The following is a 21,362-nucleotide window of genomic DNA, read 5'->3' as shown; positions in this document are numbered from 1 at the left end:
CCAGCCTCAGCGCAATGCGCTGAGCGTCGCGGGCGGCAGGTCGGGGGTGTTGCGGTCACTTCTTTCAGCCGCGCCCCAATCCTCGAGATCGGCCTTGCGGCGCGCGTCGAGCTTGATCCGGCACGGCACGGGATCGGGGGCGTCGTCGCAGCGGCGGCGCTGGGCCTCCCACAGCCGCTGGCCGTCCATCAGATAGGTGCGGTCATAGCCTGCGGCCTTGCCGAGCAGCCGCTGGTAGCGCGCATCGACCAGGCGCTTGCCCTCGGCCGCCGCGGCCTTTTCGGCCTCCGAAGCGGGGGGCTCGCCGGCGACACCCGAGGGCGCACGTTCGAGCAGCCCGCCCTTGTGGACATAGCCCGACAGGCCGTCGCTCGCGCGGGTGACCCACACCCAGTCGCCGCCGCCGGGCGCGCTGCCGGTGCCGGTGCCGATCACCGCATCGTGCAACCCCAGCCGCGCGATCTGGAGATAATTCTCGCCCGGCCCCTCCCGCAGCGCCACGGTGAGCGCGCCGCCCGCGGGGAGGACGAGATATTCGCGCGGCTCGTCGAACGCGGCGATCTTCGCGGCGGGCGCATCGCCATCGACCTCGAGCGGGGGGATGCCCTGGGTGTCGGCGGCCTGGGCGACGCCGCCGGGGATCATGTCCCGCCACGCCGCCGGATCGACCACGCCGGTCGCGACCAGCGTGGCGCCGCTGCCGAGCAGGGCGATCGCGGCGAGCATGGCGGTCACCCCGCCACGCTGCTTGCGCCGGGGCGGCCTGCGCAGCGTCAGCGGCGCGGTGTGGCGCATCGCGACGCGGCGCGCCGCGGGACTCATCGCGCGGCGGGCGGGCTTGATCGGCTGCGCCACCACCGCCGGCTTCTTCGCGACCGCCGTGGGCTTGACCGCCGGGCGCGCCTTCGCCGCGGCGACGCGCGCCTCGTGCCCGCAGAAACCGCAGCCGGCGCCGAAATGGATATGGCTGTCGGGCTTGGCGCCGCAGGGCGTCAGCTGGTCCATCAGCGAATCGATATGATCGCGCCATTCCTCGGCGCTCGGGCGGCGCCCGCCGGGGAGGAAGGCGCAATCGAACATCACCCGCGTGCCGCGGCGGAACATGCGGTGGACGCTTGCCGCGCTCGGCGCGAGGCCGGGCTTGGGGCGCATCGCATAGGGATAGAGCCCCTCGTTGATGCGCGTCTGCAGATCGGTCGCCTGGGCGGTGCCGCCGGCGGAGCCCGCGAAGGGGTGGACCCCATTGTTGAGCAACTGGAAGATGATCACCGCGAGCGCGAACAGATCCTGCTGCTCGCCCAGCTCCTGCGGCTTTCTCTTCCAGCTGTCCGGCGCGATATATTCGTCGGACATCACGTCCGCCGGGATGCGCCCGCCGCGCCCCTGGATCGAGAAGCCGTCGGTATCGACCACCGCCATCCAGCAGACCTGCGGATAGAAGCGCAGATTGGCGGGCTTCATGTCGATCATGTGGTGGCCCGCGCGGTGCAGCTCGGCGAAGACCGAGGCGAGGTTGCGCGCCACCAGCACGCGATAGCCATAATAGTCGGAGAGCTTCTCGATCCGGCGGCTGTTCTTCTGGAGCAGGTTCACCAGGCTGGTCGAGCGGCCGAAGTCGATCTCCGGCATCAGGAATCCGATGAAGCGCCCCGCGCGGTCGAAGAGCTTGGCCTCGGGCCACGAGATCTGCGGATAGGCGATGCGGTTATGCTCGGCCGGCGGCAGATCGGGCGGATGTGCGATCATCGCCGCGATCTTGGCCTCGTGCTGCCGCGATTCCTTCTCGCCGTGATAGAGCTTGGCGGCCGATCCCGGCATGCCCTCGATCGCGAAAACCTTGCCCGCGGCGCCCTCGCCCAGCAGCTTGCCGAGCCTCAGCTCGCGCGCATCCTTGCCGCGGCCGAGGAAGACGCTGCTCATTTTGAAGCCGCCGTAGTTTGGGCCCAGACGAGCGTCTTGTCGTCGCCGGTACGCCCGCGCGCGGCTTCGCTGTCGAGCGTGGCGCGCAGCGCCTGTTCGCCCTCCTCGCGGCTGGCGCCGGCGAGGAAGCGGCCGATCGGCTCGAAGAAAGGCATGTGCGGCTCGGTCCCCTTGAGGCCGAGTTCGGTGACGCCGTCGCTCATCACGAAGACGGTGTCGAAGCCGGGCTCGACGGGCAGGAAACGCAGATTGTCGCGCCAGTCGGCCTCGGTGAAGAAATAGGTGGTGTCGGCATATTCCCCATTTCGAGGAGCGGACATCACCCAGCGCTCGCCCGACACCGCGAGCGCGGCGCCGTCGCCGATATGGAAGAAGAGCCCGCCCTTGCCCGGCACGACGACCGCGCCGACGAGCGTGGCGTGGAACGCCTCGAGCCCCGCGCCATGCTCGGCACCCTCGGCCTCGGCGGCGATGCGCGCGGTCGAGACCCCCTGCTCGACCGCGAAGCCGAGCGCGTCGGCATCCACCGCCCTGGGTTTGCCCTTGCCGATATGGCGGACGAGCGCATCGACGACATGTTCGCACAGCAGCGCGGCGCCCTCGCCGCCGAATTTGGCCGAGCCTGCGCCGTCCGAGACCACCGCGATCAGCACGCCGCCCGGCGTCACCTGCACCCGGTGCCGGTCCTGGCAATCGTCATTGGCGTGGCAGGGCCCCGCCACCGACGTTGCCGCCACGCGCCAACCCGGCGCGGCCATCATCCGGTCCGCCCGGGAACCACCGCCCAGTCGCTGGGCGCGGCCATCTGGATATTCTCCGACGGCGCCGACTTGGAGCCCGCGCGCGCCGAGCGGCTGAGCCAGAGGAAGAATTCGCGGAAAGCCAAGCCCTTGAGCGCGAGCGGCTGACGCGGGCTGAACTTGGCAAGCTTGGCGAGATTGGCCTCGCCCACGCCCACGCAGAAGACCGAGACGTGGCCCGATTCCTCGGCGCGGCGGCACTCGTCGGCGGCGCTTTCCCAGTCATGGTCGGTCGGCTCGCCATCGGTCATCACGAACAGCCAGGGGCGGTTATAGGGGATGCCATGGTCGCGGTAGCGCGCCTTCTCGGTCTCGATCTCGTCGAGCGCGCGGCGGACGCCCGCGCCGAGCGGGGTGGTGCCGTTCGCCTCGATCTCGGGCGCCTCGAACTCGATCGCATCGACCCAGTCGGTGACGACCTCGACATCCTGCGGCGCGCCGACGCGCAGCACGAGGATGCGGACGCGCTGGCGCGCGACGTCATCGGCCTTGAGATCGGCCTCGAGCAGCTTGAGCCCATCGTTGAGCGCGCCGATCGCGTTGTTCGCGGCCATCGACGTGGAGCCGTCGAGCACCACCACACAGGGCAAGCGCTGGCTCGTATTCTCCGCGAGCGCGACGTCTGGAATCAGGTTCAAGCAACCCCTCCACTCGTACCCGGAGCCCCCCGGCCCCCCGATACCGATGCCGGATTCGGCGGCGGCAACAGGGTTATGAAGCGGTTAGCACAACGCCGCAAGGCAAGCCGCGGCCGGTAAGCATCTTTGTCGTCAGGCTGCTCTCGGGTCCGGCCCGTAGCGGTTGTCGCCGGGCGTGCCCGGCAGGCACATGAAGACCAGCACGATCAGGCCGCCGATCGAGGGGATCAGGTTGAGCAGCACCAGCGCGCCGGTCAGGTTCTGGTCGTGAAAACGGCGCACCTGCACCGCGATCGTCGGGATGAAGGTGACGAGGAGGAAGATGCCGAGCGCGGCCATCGGCGCGTCGAGATAGGCCGCGGCGACGCTCACCGCCTGTCCGGTGTCGCCCTCCCTGCCGATCTTGATGAAGATCTGCATCGCCCAGAACACGCACCCCGCGAGCGCAACGAAAGTGAGCAGGAAGAACATCCAGAATTCCAGCCGGCGCGAACGGCCGGAGAAATCGAACGTCCGCAAAAACGGCGTGAACATCCAGCGCATGAGTCCCTCCCTCGATTTGGTGGAGGTACGACGGCGCGGACCGCAGGTAAATTCAGTTCGTTCGCGAAATCCCGCGCGCCGCCGCGCGGACGCCGCCGATCACCTGGCTGACGATCAGGTCCGCCGCATTGCCGTCGGCGAGCGGCACCGCCTCGGGGCGGCCGGCGAGCGCCTGGGGCAGCGCGATCCGGCCCGAGCGGACTCCGGCACGGCACAGGCGCCACCAGAGGCGCGAGATTTCGCGGTCGACCAGCCCGAGCGTGCGCGCATCGCCCTCGAAACCGGCGCGCAGCCGGGCGATGCCGACGAACAGCCGCTCGAGCGTGGCGCCGTCGGGAACCGGATCGCGCGCCATGACATGCTTGACCAGCAAGGGCGCGATGTCAGGGGCGTGACGGGCGAGCAGCGCCTCGGCGTGATCGCGCATCGTACCGTTGAACACCTGCGAGGCACCGCCGGAATGGACGCGGTAGAGGGTCAGTTCCTCGTCGATCTGCGCGAGCAGGCCATGTTCGCGGATGCGCGTGTAAAAATCGAAATCCTCGACATAACGCATCTCGGGCCGCTCGAACGGCATCAGCTCGCGCGCAGCGGCGGTGCGGAACATCACCGATGACCAGACGATCGGGTTCTGGACCAGCATCAGCCAGTCGATCAGCCCCGGGGTGAGCGGGCGCGGCCAGTTGCCGGCGCTCTCGCGGCCGTCGGTCAGCAGGCGCGTGGCGGTGCTGACGAGGACGACATGGCTGTTGGCGTCGAGGAACGCGACCTGCCTGGCGAAGCGTTCGGGGAGCGCGATATCGTCCTGGTCGAGCGCGGCGGTGTAGGTGCCGCGCGCCTCGGCAAAGGCGCGGTTGCGGGCGACCACGGGACCGCCATTGCGGCTGCTCTCGATCACGCGGATGCGCGAATCGCCGATAGCTTTCAGCACCTCGACGCTCTCGTCCTGCGAGCAATCGTCGACCGCGATCAGCTCCCAGTCGCCGAAGCTCTGGGCCTGGAGGCTGGCGATCGTCTCGGGCAGCAACGCCGCGCCGTTATAGACGGCCATGATCACGGAGATGGTGGCGGTCACGCCGCGCGGCTCGCGCTCTGGGCACGGTCGAGCAGCTGTTCGACGATCATCAGCCCGATATCGTTCTGCCACAGCCACAGGCCGTTGGCCTTGCCGCTGAAGCTGCTCTCGCCGCCGAGCTTGCCGTCGGGGACATGGCCCGAGGCGAGGCCGATGCCATAGACGCCGGGGACCGGGTGCCCTTCGGAATCGATCACGCGGCAGCGCTGGTCGACCAGCCGGGGCCGCCCGGCCGTATCCGCCATCAGCGCGATCCGCGAGCCGCCGGCGTCGTAGAGCGGCAGAGCGCGCGGGCGATAGCCGAGTGCGCCGATGACGATGTCGGCAGCGGCGATCTCGGCGCGGCTATCCTCGCCGATCAGCCGCAGCGCCATACGCGGATCGGGGGCGCGGCCGCCGATGCCGAGCATCCGCAGCACCAGCTCGCGCGCCTCGAGCCGGAAGCCGGCGAGGCGATAGACGAAGCCGGTGACCGGGCAGACATCGTCGGGGGTGAAATCGGAGAAGCCGTCCTCCCACGCCGCCTCGACCGAGAAATAGAAGGGGCGCAGCGGGCGGCGATGATGGAGGGTGAGCGCCCCTGCCCCCAGCGGCAGCGCGGGCGCGGCCTTGAGGATCAGCGCGGCGGCGGCCATCGCGCTGGTCGATCCGCCGACGATCGCGATGCGCGGCGCATGGTTGCCGGCGATGCGTTCGCGGAGGCGATCGACGCCGCCGATGGCGAGGAAATCGTCGCCGAGCATCAGCCGGTCGCCCGCGAGCTCGCCGAGCGGCGTGCCCACGACCTGCTCGGCGGCGATATGCTCGCGCGACTGGTGCCCGCCGGTGGCGATGACGATGCTGGCGGTGCGCATCACGCGCTCCTCGCCGGTCACGAGATTGCGGACGCGCGCGGCCCAATTGCCGTCGCGGGTGCGCCGCGCCTCGATCACCTCGCTGCGCGTCGCGACGAAACCGCCATTCTCGGCGACGATCTGAGCCAGCCTGGCGCCGGTGGCGGTGAGGAAGGGCGAGCTGCGCGCGAGCGGGACGCCGGTGGTGCCGCCCTTGTAGAGCGCGATTTCCTGGCCGCTCAGATGGGTTTCGAGCGCGGCGATCTCCTCATGGCTGTTGTCCTTGACCGCGGTGAGGAAGGTTTCGGCGGTCGAGTCCGAGGTGATCGCATAATTGCCGAGCGCGCCGCGCCCGAGCACGGCATCGCGCTCGACCACGGCGAGACCGGCGGCCGCGAGTTCGGTCAGCCGGTCGTGCTTGGTGGCGGCGGTGAGCAGCGCGGTGCCCGCGGGACCGCCGCCGACGATGAGCGCCGAATGGATGAAGCTGCCGCGCCGGTTGCGCGACGCGGCGTCGCGGCCGAGCCGGCTGCACACGTCCATCAGCGTGACGCACACCCGCCCGACATCGGCCTCGGTCATCGCGTCGGTGACGGGGAGCGAGAGGATGCGGGCGGAGACGTCGTCCGAGACCGGCACCGGCTCGATCACGCCATTTGCGCGGAACCAGGGCTGCTCGGCGAGGTGCGGGCTGAAATATTGACCGGTGCCGATGCCCTCGTCCGCGAGCGCCGCGACGATCGCCTTGCGATGCCCGGCAAAGGCGCGCGGGAGCAGGATCGACTGGCATTGCACCGCCTGGCGGCGCCCGGTCTCGACCTGGAACTCGAACCCGGTCAGGTGCGCGCGATAGGCGCGGTCGAGTGCGGCGCGGTGGTCGGCGATGGCCTCGATCTCGTCGAGCTTGGCCTGGGCGAGCAGGCCCAGCACTTCGGGCAGCTTGGCGTTGAAGCCCGGCCCTTCGGCCGAGCGCCCGCCCGCGAACCCGTAATTGGTCATGCGCCGCAGCGCCTCGATCAGCCCGGCATCGCCCGAATGGATCACCCCGCCCTCGGCGGTGGCGAACACCTTGGTCGCGTGCATCGAATAGACGATCGCGAAGGGGGAGCCCGTGCCGAACTGGCGGCCCCAGCTGTCCTGCGCGCCGAGCGAGGCAGCGGCATCGACCACCACGCCGACGCCGTGATCCCGCTGGTAGCGCTGATAGCGCGCCAGATCGATCGACGCGCCGAAAGTGGCATAGGGCACGACCACCGCGATCCGCTTGCCATAGCGCTCGAACGCGGCGGCCTCGGCGGCTTCGGCGGCGGCCCAGTCGCCCGGGTCGATGTCGACGAGCAGCGGCGTCAGCCCGGCCCATTCGGCGGCGTGCGCTGCGGCGGCGAAGGTGAAGCTCGGCATCATCGCCAGCGCGCCATTGCCCGCGCGCGGCCCCGCGGCGTGGCGGATCGCGAGCATCAGCCCGAGCGTCGCATTGCCGACCGCGAGGCAATCGCCCCGCCCCTGGAACAGCCGCGCGGTCATATCGGCCTCGAAGGCGCGCACCACCGGCCCGCCGTTCGAATAGATCCCCCGCGTCTCGATCCCACGCAACGCGTCGCCCATCGCGCTCAGCCGCGGGGGTCGCGGAGCGATCAGCGGGAGCGGCCCCTTCGGAATGTTTTCGTCACCCATTGGCGCGGTTCTGCCCGATGGGGCGTTTGAAAACGGTAAATGGCGCGGTGGCTATCTGCGCAGGGCGTTTCCAAAGTGATCGAAGAATTCGCTCGCGGTCGCATGGAGCGTATCAACCTTCTTTCGCCTCTCGGCGATCGCGTTGTTTCGCCTGAAAACCGCAAGGGGCTCATCCGGAGAGGCCGGATCGACCGTTGCACTTGCCATCGCCCAACGCGCTAGGTTCTTGTCAGGTGATGAGAGACCAAGCGTGGTCGCGTAGATCGCGCTGGATGGCTTCGGAGTTGGAGCTTTCAGAAGCTCCATATTTTGATCAAGGAAACTGAATCCGAGGTAGACAACCTGCTCGGCCTCACTCAGCGCAGTCCGCATCTCCGCGAGTATTTTCTCGTCGTCCATTCCCTGTGTGAAGGTTCGGAGTAGCTTTGCTCCCTGAAGCACTTCTTCAAACCCGACCGAAGTCTGAGGGAATCCGAGCAATGCGTTCCTCTCACCAAATGATTGGAAATCCAGGGTACCAACCGTGCCGTAGGGGTGCCAGATTCTAAGCCTCTGCATCACTTCGGCAACTCGCTCGAGGGGCGCATCGGTGAGAAATCGGATGGCATTGAAAAACGCGACCTCGACGCAGCGGTCGTAATTGAAACAGATGAAGCTCACGTTTTGAAACAGTCTCTCGACCGTTGGCAGGTCGGTATCGTCATTCATTCCGTGAAACAGCTTCAATAGCCACGTGTCGCCTATCGAGAGCATACCGTGGGCAACCATACCCCTGGCAAGCTTGGAAGCTCGCTCACTCTCCAGGATGGTCGCCGCGATGGCGCACTTGCCGAGCATCACCTTCCATTCGTCTTCGCGATGAAAGTGAAGGTATTGATCGATGCTCGCCTTCGAATGAAGGCCGTTCGCAAAGGCTGCCATTCGGCGATCTATGTCAATGTTGGCGTTTGGAATAGGCGCACGAAGCATCGCTTGCCCCACAACGCCACTTGTCCCATTCAGCGCAGCGCTGAAGATATGATCACGAAGTTTTGGCCCGAGCGGCAGGTCGAACTCGTGGCTGCATCCAGCGCCGATCACAAACACAGTCCGTTTCTTGTACATAGTGACGGGCTACCACATTGTGGGTCATCGCAACGAGTCCACGACGGTCATCACCGCTTTACACGCGCCACACCCGCACCTAGCCAGTCGCAAACACCAGGAGAGGGTCCCCGATGCGCTTCATCACGCTGATCGCCGCCGCGCTCGCGCTGCTGCTGCCCGCCGCCGCAGGTGCGCAGCGCGCCGGGCCTGCCTGGGAGACCGCAGCGCATATGAAGCGCGGGGTGAACATCATCGGATATGATCCGCTGTGGCGCGATCCGGCCAAGGCGCGCTTCCAGACGCGGCATTTCGGGATCATCAAGGCGGGCGGCTTCGATTTCGTGCGCGTGGTGCTGTCGGGCTTCCGGCACATGGACGCCGACAACAAGCTGTCCCCGCAATTCTTCGCGACGCTCGATTGGGTGGTGAAGGAGGCGGGCGCGGCGGGGCTCGGCGTCATCCTCGACGAGCATGATTTCACCTATTGCGCGGCGAATGCGGACCCGTGCGAGACCAAGCTGATCGCCTTTTGGCAGCAGATGGGCGAGCATTACAAAGCGGCGCCCAAATCGGTGCTGTTCGAGCTGCTCAACGAGCCCAACGGCCAGCTCGACGCGCCGCGCTGGAATGCGATGATCGCGAAGGTGCTGCCGGTGGTCCGCGCGACCAATCCGAACCGCACGGTGGTGATCGGCCCGGTCCGCTGGAACAATCTGGGGGAGCTGCCCAATCTCGTCCTCCCCAAGGCCGACCGCAACATCATCGTGACCTTCCACAGCTATGAGCCGTTCGGCTTCACGCATCAGGGCGCGCCCTGGGCCGAGGGGATGAAGGATGTCCACGGCGTTCCCTTCACCGCCGCCGACGAGGCGCGGATCGCGGGCGATTACGACAAGGTCCAGGCCTGGTCGAAGGCCGAGGACCGCCCGATCCTGATGGGCGAATTCGGCGCCTATGACCGCAGCGGCACGCCGATCGAGGACCGGGCGCGCTACACCGCCACCGTCCGGCGCGAGGCCGAGAAGCGCGGCTTCCTCTGGGCCTATTGGCAGTTCGACAGCGATTTCGTGCTGTGGGACATGGCCAAGGATCAATGGGTGGAGCCGATCCGCAAGGCACTGATTCCAGAAGGATAATTGCGAGCTGGACGCGGCCGTTGCGGCGCGCTAGCGCGCCGCCATGATCCTCGGCCCGCCCGCGCAAATCGACGACGCCACCCTCGCCTTCTGCGCGACCCTTTCGCCGCACGCGCCCTTCTACGTGCCGGTCGAGCCCGCCCCGCACGCCAAGGTCGCCTATTGTTTCGACAATTCGGTGGCGCAGGCGGCGGCACATGGCGGCGAGGCGGCCTATGGCTGGGCGATCTGGCACTGGCCTGGCCGCTGGTTCGAGGCCGAGCATCATGCGGTGTGGCGGCGGCCCGACGGCAGCCTGCTCGACGTGACGCCGCAGCTCGGCGATCCCGAGCGCATCCTGTTCCTGCCCGATCCCGAGGCGGTCTACGACCCGAGCACCTTCCGCCCGAACGTGATGGCGCCGGACGGGGGGAACGCGCTGGCGGCGGAATATATCGAACTGGTGGCCGAGCGCGGGGCGATCACGCGGAAATACTGGTCCCCGGGGATCGAGGTGCTGCCGCTGTTTTCGGAGGAGGACCGGGCAAGGCTGGCGCCGATCGATGCGCGGATGGCGGCGTTGCGGGCGGCGATGTCCCTATGATCGCGGATAGTTGAGCATTCCGGCCCGCCGGCCTCGAGACCCGCACCCTATGCCGCGCGCTTCCACAGAAGAATTTCCCGGGTAGCGGCCAGGCTGACGCTCACTTCCATCTTCAGGATATTGTCGTTGACCGCTTCCAGCTCGATCGAATTGACGTTTCTCAGCACATATTTCCGGACCAGCAGATCCGAAAGCGCCTTCTGATCGGTGGAAAGCCGGCACTTGTCGATCTTGCCGAGCAGGTCGGTTGCGGCTTGATAGTCGCCCAACTCGCCAAACGCATGCGCCTCCAGCATTGGAATGCTCACATCGACCGGCAGCCGATCCTTGCGGAGCGTTTCGAATTCCCGCAACGCCTCGCCCGCGCGATGCTGGGTGACGAGCGCCAGCGCATAGCTGCTCCGGAAATAGGGCGCGACATCCGCAAAGGGGGCCTCCCTTCCATCCTTCAGGATGGCCAGCGCCGATTCGAAATCGCCCCGCCGCAGCAACGACATCGCCAACACATGGGCCGCCACCCACTCGTTTCGCGTGTGCGGGTGCCGCGCGGTCTCCTTCAGGAGCGCCTCGCCTTCCGCAGGGCGCCCCAGCGAAACCAGGAAATTGGCGTAGGCCGTCCGAATTCGCGAATTGCCGGGGTGCCGCTCCATCGTCGCACGGAAGGTTGCCAGCGCTTCGTCATGACGGCCCAGTTCACGCAACGTCTCCGCATAGGCGGTGGGCGCCACTTCATTGTTGGGAAACCGATCCAGCGTCGCACGGAACGCCGCCAGCGCCTCGTCGTGACGGCCTAATTCGCGCAGGGTCTGCGCATAGGCGGTGGGCGCCACCACGTCCGTGGGGAACTTCTCCATCGTCGCGCGGAACCTCGCCAGCGCCTCGTCATGACGGCCCAGGTCGCGCAACGTCTCCGCATAGGCGTTCGGGGCCACCATATTGTTCGGGAACCGCTTCATGATGCCGCGAAACATCGTCAGCGCTTCGTCATAGCGGCCCAGTTCCCGCAAGGCTTCCGCATGGGCGGTGGGCGCCACCTCGTCCGTCGGGAACCGCTCGGCCGTCGCGCGGAACATCTCCAGCGCCTCGTCATGCCGCCTGAGCTCCCGCAATGTCTCCGCATAGGCGGTATGCGACACCACGTCGTCCGGGAACCGTTTCATCGTCGCGCGGAACGTTTTCAACGCCTCGTCATAGCGGCCAAGCTCCCGCAGCGCCCCCGCATAGGCGTTCGGGGTCACGACATTGTTCGGGAACCGCTTCATCGCCGCGCGGTAGGTTGCGAGCGCTTCGTCATGGCGGCCCAGTTCGCGCAACGTCTCGGCATAAGCGGTGGGCGCCACTTCGTTCGCGGGAAACCGCTCCATCGTCGCGAAGAATGTCGCCAGCGCCTCGTCGTACCGTCCCATCGCCTTCAGGACTTCGCCCCGCACATTTGCCGCTGCAGCGTCCCTTGCCTCGAGAAGATCGACCAGGTCGAGGAGCTCCAGGCAGAAGTCGAAATACCGCGCCCGACGCGCCTGATCGGCGATACTGGTCAACGTCTTGGCGAGATCCGACGGCTTGCTGCGATCCGCCTGCTCCAGAATCAGCTGAAGAAGCGCATATTCGGCGCGCGCGAGCTGATCGCGTTGGATGCAGTTTGCGATCCAGTCGATTTCCCGTTGAATGGCGGTGATATCGAACTGGTGCTGCGTCGTGCCCTTTTGCCGTCGCCGCGCCCAGCCGTCGCGAGCCTGGATCACGGCATCGGCGAGCGACATGGCGCGCGAATGCCCGGCCTCCTGCTCGTCGGCGCCGGCCGCGGTCCTCTGGACCTCGATCGACGCCACCGACAAGTGCCTCACAAGCGCCAGGGTGACCTTTCCGTTCGGATCGATGCCGGCGAGCCCTGGGAAATCCGATCGGTGAAAGGTCAGATCCCTCAGCGCTGCGCCGTCGGCCCTGCTCACCAGCGTGCAAACCCGGGAGACCAGCCCCGACTGGATCAGGCCCGCGCGCGCATGATGGGCTTCGACGCCCTTGCCGAGCTGATCCTCGATAACCTGTTCGAGCGCGTCGAAAACCCGGCTGACGGCCTCGTCGGCCAGGGGCGAATAGACCGACGCCACCCGCGCCGCGCCCATCGCCGCGGCAAACTCCAATCCCTGTCCCGGGTCCCACTCCTGCCCGTTCGTCGGGACATGCAGGCGCAAGCCGACCGCCGCTTCGAGGCCCGGATGCGCGGCCAGAATGGCGTCGGCAGAATCGATGCCGGACCTTCTCAACCGCTCGCTGAAATCGGGATCCATACCGATCAGCACGCCGCGCAAGGCGCGCGCAAAGGCGACTTCGTGCCGCAGCCGCTCGAGGAGCGTCTCGAACGAGATGGGCAGACCATCGGCGCTGGCGTTGCAGACCTCGCGGGCAATGCCCCGAAAGGTCATCACGTCGCGCGGCGCCGCCGGGCGCGGGCGCTCGTCGGGCACGCCGACGACCCACAGGCCGTCCGCGTCGCGATAAAGCGCCTGTTCGATCGAACCGGAGATGATGGCATCGGCTATCATATCGACTTCAAACCACCATTATGCCGCGCATGGTGCATAATTCCAAAACAATGTCCCACCGCATCCGCTTCACCCGATCGGTCAGGATCTGTTCCAGATGGACGCTCTTGACGTCGCGCGCGTCGATGCCGGGGTCCCCATAGATCACCGCTTCGACGAACACATCGTCCTGCCGGGTCGCGCCCGGCGCCAGGAGCAGATGCGGCAGATCGGCGACCGTCGTGGCCGATGTGAGCGCCGACGCGAGCTTGGCGACCACCAGCTTGATGCGATCGTCCCAGATTGCGCGGAATCCCGGAGGTACGACGCTGCCGAGCGCGCCCAGCCCGTGATTTTCAACGAAGCGATATTCGTTTTCCTCGAGCAAGCTGGTCCGAATTCCGAGATAGTTGGGGTCGATATTCCATATGACGGTCACCTCGCCATAATTCGGCAGGCCGCGCCCGTCGGGCGACAATTGGGCATAGATGAGCCGGTTGGCATATCCGGGATACAGGCGCTGATTGACCCCGGCCCGATCGGCATGATCGACCTCCGCCGCCGGGAAGCGCGCGCCGAAATCGATCCGGCTGTAATAGTTGTGATATTTCTTCCCCATCAGCAGGTCGTCGCAGGCCTCGCACGGCATGGTGATCGCCGGCAGCGTATTGGCCGCCAGGCTTTCGAGGGGGGGGATCAAGGCGGAGAGTCCGCGCGCATGAAGATCCTGGCAGGCGCCTGCATATCTGCCGGCAAGATCGGGCTGCTCGGACAATGCCTTGCGGTGATTGGGCCATCCCAGGAAATACCCGCAACGGCAATGGGACGCCGAATAGTCGGTATTCAGCTCGCCGCAGTTCGGGCAATGGATCGGCATTCCGGACAAGTACCCCCGAGGTCCACACTAGCCTGCAATTCCGCCGCGGCAAGATGAAGCAAGTTCCGCCGCAGTCGTGGCTCCCTACTCCTCCCCCATCCGCAGTGCCGCGATGAAGGCCTCCTGCGGGATCTGCACCGAGCCATATTCGCGCATCCGCTTCTTGCCCTCTTTCTGCTTCTCCAGCAGCTTCCTCTTACGCGTGATGTCGCCGCCATAGCATTTCGCGGTCACGTCCTTGCGGAGCGCGGCGATCGTCTCGCGGGCGATGACCTTGCCGCCGATCGCGGCCTGGATCGGGATCTTGAACAGGTGGCGCGGGATCAGGTCCTTGAGGCGCTCGCACATGCCCCTGCCCCGCGCTTCCGCAGTGCCGCGATGGACGATCATCGAGAGCGCATCGACCGGCTCGTTGTTGACGAGGATGCTCATCTTGACGAGGTCGCCGGGGCGGTGGCCGATCTGCTCGTAATCGAAGCTGGCATAGCCGCGGCTGATGCTCTTCAGCCGGTCGTAGAAATCGAACACCACCTCGTTGAGCGGCAGCTCGTAGGTCACCTGGGCGCGGCCGCCGACATAGGTGAGGTTGAGCTGGATACCGCGGCGGTCCTGGCAGAGCTTGAGAATGCTGCCCAGATACTCGTCGGGGACGTAGATCACCGCCTTGATCCATGGCTCCTCGATCTCCTCGATCCGGTTGGGATCGGGCATGTCGGCGGGGTTGTGGAGCTCGATATGGCCGCCGCCATGGGTGAGCGCGATCTTGTAGACCACCGAGGGCGCGGTGGTGATCAGGTCGAGATCATATTCGCGGGTCAGCCGCTCCTGGATGATCTCGAGGTGGAGCAGCCCCAGGAAACCGCAGCGGAAGCCGAAGCCCAATGCGGCGCTGGTCTCCATCTCGAAGCTGAAGCTCGCATCGTTGAGGCGCAGCTTCGAGATGCTCTCGCGCAGCTTCTCGAAATCGGCGGCGTCGACCGGGAACAGGCCGCAGAAGACGACCGGCTGGACTTCCTTGAACCCCGGCAGCGCCTCGGCGGCGGGCCGCTTGGCATCGGTCAGCGTGTCGCCGACGCGCGCCTGGGCGACTTCCTTGATCTGCGCGGTGATGAAGCCGATCTCGCCGGGGCCGAGATCGGGGAGCTGCTCGATCTTGGGGCGGAAGGCACCGACGCGGTCCACAAGGTGCGTCGTGCCGGCCTGCATGAACTTGACCTGCTGGCCCTTCCTGATCGAGCCGTCGATCACGCGGACCAGGATGACGACGCCGAGATAGGGATCGTACCAGCTATCGACGAGCATCGCGCGGAGCGGCGCATTGGCGTCGCCCTTGGGCGGCGGGATGCGCTCGACGATCGCGTCGAGCACCTCGTCGATGCCGATGCCCGACTTGGCGCTGGCGAGCACCGCGTTCGAGGCGTCGAGGCCGATGATCTCCTCGATCTCGTTGCGGACCTTTTCGGGCTCGGCGCTGGGCAGGTCGATCTTGTTGATGACCGGGATGATCTCGTGGTCATGCTCGATCGACTGGTAGACATTGGCGAGCGTCTGCGCCTCGACCCCCTGCGCCGCATCGACCACCAGCAGCGCGCCTTCGCACGCGGCGAGCGAGCGGCTCACCTCATAGGCGAAGTCGACATGGCCCGGCGTGTCCATCAGGTTCAGGACATGGCCCTTCCAGTCGAGGCGCACGGTCTGCGCCTTGATGGTGATGCCGCGTTCCTTCTCGATATCCATATTGTCGAGCACCTGGCTCGACATCTCGCGCTCGGTGAGCCCCCCGGTGCGCTGGATGAGCCGATCGGCGAGCGTCGACTTGCCGTGATCGATATGCGCGATGATCGAGAAGTTGCGGATCTTGCTGAGGTCGGTGGCCATGGTGGCGGGCGCTTAGCAGGGTGTGCGGGGGATGCGAAGGGGTGGCGTCGCGGGCGGCGGGCGCGAAAGTTGACACTGGCTTCACACTATCGCGCATGTTTCTCGCACACCGAAGACGACGAACATTGCCTATGAGCGGATCGACGGGTTCAAAGAGCGACCGGAAGGTCCGGAGCCGCCAGCCAAGCAGGCGAAATCCTACATTGGCAATCAGATCCTGAGCCGGCTCCCCAACTCGATCACCCGGTTGGTCGGCAGCTTGAAGAACTTCATCGCGCTTTCGGAGCTCTTCATCATCCAGGCGAACAGGCGTTCGCCACAGCGCCATGTAGGGGCGTTGGAGCGCGATCCGGCGCATCCCGCGCTGATCCTCAACGAGCCGGCGGTAGGATATCGGCTCAAGGATGGCCGATTCAGGCTAATCGAGATCAGGATATCGGGGCCTCTATTTCCGATATTTGGTCCCTCCGTAAAAATACGGTACCCTCCACCCAAGAAGAGGGGGACCGCGCATGCCCACGCCCACCGAATTCGACTTCATCATGATCAAGCCGTCGCACTATGACGACGATGGCTATCCGATCGTCTGGTGGCGCACGGTGCTTCCCTCCAATTCGCTCGCGGCGCTCAATGGACTGACGCGCGATGCGGCGCGGCGCAATGTGCTGGGGCCCGACGTCACGATCAACATGACGCCGATCGACGAGTGCAACGCGCATATCGACGTCAGGAAGATGGCGCGCGACATCCGCAGGCGCGGGGCGAAGGCGCTGATCGGGCTGGTGGGCGTGCAATCGAACCAGTATCCGCACGCGCTCGACCTGGCGAAGGAGTTCCGCGCGGAGGGGCTGCCGGTGATCATCGGCGGCTTCCACGTCTCCGGGTGTCTCTCGATGCTCAAGGAGATCCCCGCCGAGATCCAGGAGGCGATCGATATCGGCTGCTCGCTCTTCGCGGGCGAGGCCGAGGAGGGGCGGCTCGACCAGGTGTTCCGCGACGCGTGGAACGGCGAGATGAAGCCGATCTACAATTATGTGAACGACCTGCCCAACATTTCGGGCACCCCCACCCCCTGGCTGCCGCGCGAGGCGATCAAGACATCGGCGCCCTGGTCGAGCTTCGACCTGGGGCGCGGCTGTCCGTTCCAGTGCAGCTTCTGCACGATCATCAACGTGCAGGGGCGCAAGAGCCGGTTCCGCTCGCCCGAAGATCTCGAGCATATGATCCGCGAGAATTATGCGCAGGGGATCAAGGCCTATTTCGTCACCGACGACAATCTCGCCCGCAACAAGGATTGGGAGGCGTTCTTCGACACGCTGATCCGCCTGCGCGAGGAAGAGGGCATGGCGGTGCACCTGACCATCCAGGTCGATACGATGTGCCACCGCATCCCCGGCTTCATCGACAAGGCGGCGGCCGCGGGGGCCTGGCGGGTGTTCCTGGGGCTGGAGAATATCAACCCCGACAATCTGATCGCGGCGAACAAGCGCCAGAACAAGATCACCGAATATCGCCACATGATGCAAATGTGGCACGAGCGCGGCTGCTTCCTGATCGCGGGCTATATCCTGGGCTTCCCTGGCGACACCAAGGAATCGATCCTGCGCGACGTCGAGATCGTCAAGCGCGAGCTGCCGGTCGACATGCTCGAATTCTTCTTCCTGACCCCGCTGCCGGGATCGGAGGATCACCGCAAGAAACTCTACGCCGAAGAGTGGATGGACCCGGACCTCAACAAATACGACCTCCACCACCGCGTCGCGACGCATGCGCGGATGTCCGATGCGGAGTGGGAGGAGGCGTATCAGCTGGCCTGGGACGCCTATTTCACGCTCGACCATATGGAGACGGTGGCGAAGCGGCATGCGCGGCGGAAGAATGGCAGCCCGCGGCGCTCGCTCCAATATATGAACGAGTTCCGCATGCTCTACCGCAACGAGAAGTGCCATGTGCTCGAGGGCGGGGTGATCCGGCGCAAGCGGCGGCGCTCGCGCCGGCCGGGGATGACGCGCGAGCACCCGCTGGTCTTCTACCCGCGCTACTGGTTCGAAAGCGCGGCCAAGATCCTCAACTATCTCCACGGGTTCCGCGAAGAGAAGAAGCTGCTCAAGAAGGTGCTCAATGCGCCCGACCGCTGGGACTATATGGACCTGGCGATCAGCCCACCGGCCGACGACGAGCTCGAAAGCCTCGGCCTGTTCCAGCAGACGCGCGGCGGCGCCGAAGCGGTGGTGCGCGAGACCCGGGTGCGGCGGCCCAAGGAGATGGAAGCCGAGACCGTCGCGGCCTGAAGGGAACACCATGCAAATGTTGAAATTGCTGCTGACGGCGCTGGTTGCCGCCTTGCTGGGTGCGGCCGCGCTGGCGAGCCTGCCCGCGGCGCAGACCGTCTATGTGATGCGCCACCTCAACACGCCCGAGGGCGAGCGCGATCCCGATCTGACCGAAGCGGGCAAGGCCGGTGCCGGAGCGCTGGTCCGCTGGTTCCACGGCAAGAAGCTCACCGCCATCTATGTCAGCGATTTCAAGCGGACGCGCCAGACCGCGGAGCCCCTCGCGGCCGAACGCGGGATCACAGTGAAGCTCTACGATCCGCGCGATACGCCCGGCCTGATCGCGAAGGTCAGGGCCGAACCCGGGCCGGTGCTGGTGATCGGCCACAGCAACACCGTGCCCGATCTGGTCGAGCAACTCGGCGGCACCCGCCCGGGGCCCCTCGCCCATCCCGATTTCGGCGATATCTGGACGGTGACCGGCGGCAAAACCGACCACGCGAAAATCCCCTGAGCGCTGGAACCCGTATCTGCACTCTGCTAGGCTGTGCAGGTTCGTGGCGGAGGAGCGCTGACATTCCCCCCAAAGACCAGCCGGAACCCGCTCACGCCATGCATTGCCGCATCCATGGGAGACGAGACACATGCGTAAACTGATCTTCGCCGCAGCCGTCGCGGTCACCGCGCTTTCGGTCGCGGCCGTGCCCGCCCAGGCGCAGTCCTCGGGCCGCAAGGCGCAACAGCGCGGCATGCAGGAGATTCCGCGCTGCGCCCGCCCGCTCGGCACGATCGCGATGGTGCCGCCCGACAATCAGTGGTGGCGCGAATATAATCTGGGCACGCCTGAGGCGATCCTGAAGGTCTTCGTCCAGCAATCGGGCTGCTTCACCCTCGTCAATCGCGGCGAGCGGACGATGCGCAGCCGCGCGATGGAGCGCGCGCTGGAGGATTCGGGCGAGCTCCAGCGCGGATCGAACATGGGCAAGGGCCAGGTCCGCGCGGCGGACTTCCTGCTCGAACCCGACATCGTCAGCGCGAACCGCAATTCGGGCGGCGGCGGCGTGGGCGGCCTGGTCGGCGGCCTGGTTGGCGGGCGCGTCGGCGCGGTGATCGGCGGGATCAACATCAAGAAGAAGGAAGCCAACGTCACCCTCTCGATGGTCGATACGCGCACCACCGAGGAATATGTCGTCGAAGGCTATGCGCGGAAGACCGATATCGGCTTCGGCGTGGGCGGCGGCGCCGGCTGGTGGGGCGGTTTCGCCGCGGCGGGCGGCACCGGATACCAGAATACCGAGATCGGCCAGGTGATCGTGCTCGCCTATCTCGACGCCTACATCAAGCTGGTGACCCAGCTCGGCGGCTATCAGCCGGGAACCTGAGGATTACGCTGACGAAGGTTGAGGGGCGGGCGGCGGCGCCTGCCCCCTTTTTATGGCGATAGTATCCGGAGCTTCCTCCCAATCCTCCCCCGGAGGGGGAGGTGGCAGCCGAAGGCTGACGGAGGGGTAATCTCCCCATGCGATGCCGCTTGTGGAGAATACCCCTCCACCACTTCGTGGTCCCCCTCCCCCTCCGGGGGAGGATTTTCACCCGACGCGCCTCAAGGAACGCCTTTTCTCCCGGTCGCACAATGCTCCCCTCCCCCGCTTGCCCTCCCCGTCTCCGCCGCTAGTCTGCGCGCAAGATAGCGGGGAGGACATATGCGCCATATCGCGGTGATCGGGTCGGGGCCGGCGGGCTATTACACCGCGGAAGCGTGCCAGAAGCTGTTCGGGGACCAGGTGCGCGTCGATATCATCGATCGGCTCCCCGTGCCCTATGGCCTGATCCGCACCGGCGTGGCGCCCGATCACCAGTCGATCAAGGGCGTGTCGCGGCGCTACGAGGCGGTGGCGCTGACCGACAATGTGCGGTTCGTGGGGAATGTCTCGGTCGGGCGCGACGTTTCGATCGAGGAGCTGCGCCGACTTTACGACGCGGTGGTGCTGGCGACCGGCGCGCCGCTCGACCGCCCGCTCGACATTCCGGGGGCCGATCTGCCCGGCGTGGTGGGATCGGCGGCCTTTGTCGGCTGGTATAACGGGCATCCGGATTTCGCGGGGCTGGGGCCGGCGCTCGACGGGCCGGGGGCGGTCGTCATCGGCAACGGCAATGTCGCGCTCGACGTCGCACGCATCCTCGCCAAGACCGAGGCCGAGTTCGACGGATCGGACATCGTCACGCACGCCCTGACCTGTCTGCGGGCATCGCACATCACGACGATCACCTTGCTGGGGCGGCGCGGGCCGCACCAGATCGCGATGACGCCCAAGGAGCTGGGCGAGCTGGGGCATCTGACGCGGGCGCAACCGATCGTGGATGCCAGGGACCTGCCGCCCGAGGGGGATGACGCGTTGCTCGAGCCGGGGCAGCGCAAGTCCGTCATGCACCTGCGCGATTTCGCCACGCGCGCGGCGGATGCGGGCAAGGCGGTCAAGGTCGTGTTCGATTTCTTCGCGATGCCGGTCGCGATCGAGGGCGACGGGCGCGCCGAGCGGATCATCGTCGAGAAGACCAGGCTCGAGCCCAATGGCGCGGCGGTGGGCACGGGCGAGACCTATGCGATCCCCGCCAGCCTGATCGTCAGCTGCATCGGCTATCGGACGCCGCCGATCGAGGGCATCCCCTATGACGACCGCGCGGGGCGCTTCGCCAATGACGAGGGACGCGTGCTGCCGGGGCTCTACGCCGTCGGCTGGGCGCGGCGCGGGCCGACGGGGACGATCGGCACCAACCGGCCCGACGGCATCGCGATCACCGAACGCATCGCCGAGGATATCGGCGAGGGTGCGGGCAAGGCCGGTCGGCCGGGACTCGACGCCCTGCTCGAATCGCGCGGGGTGGAGGTGGTGACCTTCCGCGACTGGCAGAAGATCGAGGCGGCCGAGAATGCCGCCGCGCGCGAGGGTTCGCCGCGGGAGAAGTTCACGAGCATCGAGGCGATGCTGGGCGCGCGGGGAGCGTGACGGCGATGGAGCCGGCATATATCACCATCATGATATCCGGCTTCTACGCGCTGGCGCTGATGCTGGCCCTCGGAAACCTGTTCTACGCCTATCGCAAGCACCGCATCGCCTGGGGCTATCGCTTCGGCAAGCCGCAATGGGCGGAGCGGAGCCGCCTCCCGGTGGTGTTCTGGAGCATGGTCGCCCTTTACGTCCTGCTCGCCGGCCGGTTCGCCTATCTGCTCGTGGCCGGCGAGTCCTGAATCGACTTCCGCAACCGCTTGCGCGACTCCTTCCGCGTGGCTATAGGCGCGCCTCCAAGCACCGGTAGGGCCCCGAAAGCCCCGCGATCCGGAACTCCGTCGGGGAGTAGCTCAGCCTGGTAGAGCACTGTCTTCGGGAGGCAGGGGCCGGAGGTTCGAATCCTCTCTTCCCGACCATTTCCTTGCCTTGATCGAGGCCCCGCGGGGTACGACCACGCGGCCTCTTGCCCCCCGTCCCCAATCGCCGCATCCTCCCGCAAAAATACGGAGAGGG

17 protein-coding genes, 1 tRNA gene and 1 pseudogene are annotated in these 21,362 nt (G+C 66.6%); 8 read left to right on the top strand and 11 right to left on the bottom strand.

The annotated features are described in order from the left end of the window. Positions 1-6 precede the first annotated feature (6 nt). From OF829_RS09505 to OF829_RS09475, 7 genes are all read right to left on the bottom strand, one after another. Positions 7-1,920, bottom strand: a complete 1,914-nt coding sequence (locus OF829_RS09505; protein ID WP_264939772.1) for a hypothetical protein — start codon at positions 1,918-1,920, stop codon at positions 7-9. Then, positions 1,917-2,681: a PP2C family serine/threonine-protein phosphatase gene (locus OF829_RS09500; protein ID WP_264939771.1), complete on the bottom strand. Its 765-nt coding sequence runs from the start codon at positions 2,679-2,681 to the stop codon at positions 1,917-1,919. The genes OF829_RS09505 and OF829_RS09500 overlap by 4 nt, the downstream gene beginning before the upstream one ends. After that, a complete protein-coding gene (locus tag OF829_RS09495) occupies positions 2,678-3,358 on the bottom strand; it encodes a vWA domain-containing protein (RefSeq protein WP_264939770.1) in 681 nt (226 codons plus the stop codon). The genes OF829_RS09500 and OF829_RS09495 overlap by 4 nt, the downstream gene beginning before the upstream one ends. A gap of 132 nt (positions 3,359-3,490) precedes the next feature. Then, positions 3,491-3,901, bottom strand: coding sequence for a DUF805 domain-containing protein (locus OF829_RS09490; RefSeq protein ID WP_264939769.1), 411 nt, complete (start codon positions 3,899-3,901; stop codon positions 3,491-3,493). A 52-nt stretch (positions 3,902-3,953) separates the two neighbouring features. Beyond that, positions 3,954-4,976 (bottom strand): glycosyltransferase family 2 protein, encoded by a 1,023-nt coding sequence (locus tag OF829_RS09485; RefSeq protein WP_264939768.1) that lies wholly within the window; start codon positions 4,974-4,976, stop codon positions 3,954-3,956. Continuing rightward, positions 4,973-7,483 carry a DegT/DnrJ/EryC1/StrS family aminotransferase gene (locus OF829_RS09480; protein WP_264939767.1) on the bottom strand — a complete coding sequence of 837 codons (2,511 nt, stop codon included), beginning with the start codon at positions 7,481-7,483 and terminating at the stop codon, positions 4,973-4,975. The genes OF829_RS09485 and OF829_RS09480 overlap by 4 nt, the downstream gene beginning before the upstream one ends. A 51-nt stretch (positions 7,484-7,534) precedes the next feature. Next, positions 7,535-8,587: a hypothetical protein gene (locus tag OF829_RS09475; RefSeq protein ID WP_264939766.1), complete on the bottom strand. Its 1,053-nt coding sequence runs from the start codon at positions 8,585-8,587 to the stop codon at positions 7,535-7,537. A gap of 113 nt (positions 8,588-8,700) precedes the next feature. On the opposite strand from OF829_RS09475, the gene OF829_RS09470 reads away from it, so the two are divergent. Both OF829_RS09470 and OF829_RS09465 read left to right on the top strand, forming a co-directional pair. Further along, positions 8,701-9,705, top strand: coding sequence for a glycoside hydrolase family 5 protein (locus OF829_RS09470; protein WP_264939765.1), 1,005 nt, complete (start codon positions 8,701-8,703; stop codon positions 9,703-9,705). Between the two features lie 43 nt (positions 9,706-9,748). Continuing rightward, positions 9,749-10,288, top strand: coding sequence for a hypothetical protein (locus tag OF829_RS09465; protein ID WP_264939764.1), 540 nt, complete (start codon positions 9,749-9,751; stop codon positions 10,286-10,288). A gap of 47 nt (positions 10,289-10,335) precedes the next feature. Here OF829_RS09465 and OF829_RS09460 read toward each other — a convergent pair whose 3' ends face one another. The 4 genes and pseudogenes from OF829_RS09460 to OF829_RS09445 form a co-directional block, all read right to left on the bottom strand. Beyond that, positions 10,336-12,831, bottom strand: a complete 2,496-nt coding sequence (locus OF829_RS09460) for a tetratricopeptide repeat protein (RefSeq protein ID WP_264939763.1) — start codon at positions 12,829-12,831, stop codon at positions 10,336-10,338. Between the two features lie 7 nt (positions 12,832-12,838). Next, positions 12,839-13,687, bottom strand: coding sequence for a hypothetical protein (locus OF829_RS09455; RefSeq protein WP_264939762.1), 849 nt, complete (start codon positions 13,685-13,687; stop codon positions 12,839-12,841). A gap of 84 nt (positions 13,688-13,771) precedes the next feature. Continuing rightward, on the bottom strand, positions 13,772-15,565 hold the full coding sequence (lepA, locus tag OF829_RS09450) for a translation elongation factor 4 (RefSeq protein WP_264939761.1): 1,794 nt from the start codon (positions 15,563-15,565) through the stop codon (positions 13,772-13,774). 210 nt (positions 15,566-15,775) lie between these two features. Then, positions 15,776-15,905: pseudogene (locus OF829_RS09445) on the bottom strand (KUP/HAK/KT family potassium transporter); the annotation flags it as partial. Positions 15,906-16,077: 172 nt separating this feature from the next. On the opposite strand from OF829_RS09445, the gene OF829_RS09440 reads away from it, so the two are divergent. The 6 genes from OF829_RS09440 (at position 16,078) to OF829_RS09415 (ending at position 21,265) form a co-directional block, all read left to right on the top strand. Continuing rightward, positions 16,078-17,856, top strand: a complete 1,779-nt coding sequence (locus OF829_RS09440) for a B12-binding domain-containing radical SAM protein (protein WP_264939760.1) — start codon at positions 16,078-16,080, stop codon at positions 17,854-17,856. A 16-nt stretch (positions 17,857-17,872) separates the two neighbouring features. After that, positions 17,873-18,352 carry a SixA phosphatase family protein gene (locus OF829_RS09435; RefSeq protein ID WP_264939759.1) on the top strand — a complete coding sequence of 160 codons (480 nt, stop codon included), beginning with the start codon at positions 17,873-17,875 and terminating at the stop codon, positions 18,350-18,352. Positions 18,353-18,482: 130 nt separating this feature from the next. Further along, the gene (locus OF829_RS09430) at positions 18,483-19,220 is read left to right on the top strand and encodes a CsgG/HfaB family protein (protein WP_264939758.1); all 738 of its coding nucleotides are present in this window, start codon (positions 18,483-18,485) and stop codon (positions 19,218-19,220) included. Between the two features lie 321 nt (positions 19,221-19,541). Next, the gene (locus OF829_RS09425; RefSeq protein WP_264939757.1) at positions 19,542-20,846 is read left to right on the top strand and encodes an FAD-dependent oxidoreductase; all 1,305 of its coding nucleotides are present in this window, start codon (positions 19,542-19,544) and stop codon (positions 20,844-20,846) included. A 5-nt stretch (positions 20,847-20,851) separates the two neighbouring features. After that, positions 20,852-21,088: a hypothetical protein gene (locus tag OF829_RS09420; RefSeq protein WP_264939756.1), complete on the top strand. Its 237-nt coding sequence runs from the start codon at positions 20,852-20,854 to the stop codon at positions 21,086-21,088. A 100-nt stretch (positions 21,089-21,188) separates the two neighbouring features. Then, positions 21,189-21,265 (top strand) — tRNA-Pro (locus tag OF829_RS09415). Positions 21,266-21,362 lie beyond the last annotated feature (97 nt).

This window comes from Sphingomonas caeni, assembly GCF_026013415.1.
GTDB classification, from domain to species: domain Bacteria; phylum Pseudomonadota; class Alphaproteobacteria; order Sphingomonadales; family Sphingomonadaceae; genus Sphingomonas; species Sphingomonas caeni.
This window is presented reverse-complemented; position numbering and strand designations above follow the sequence as displayed.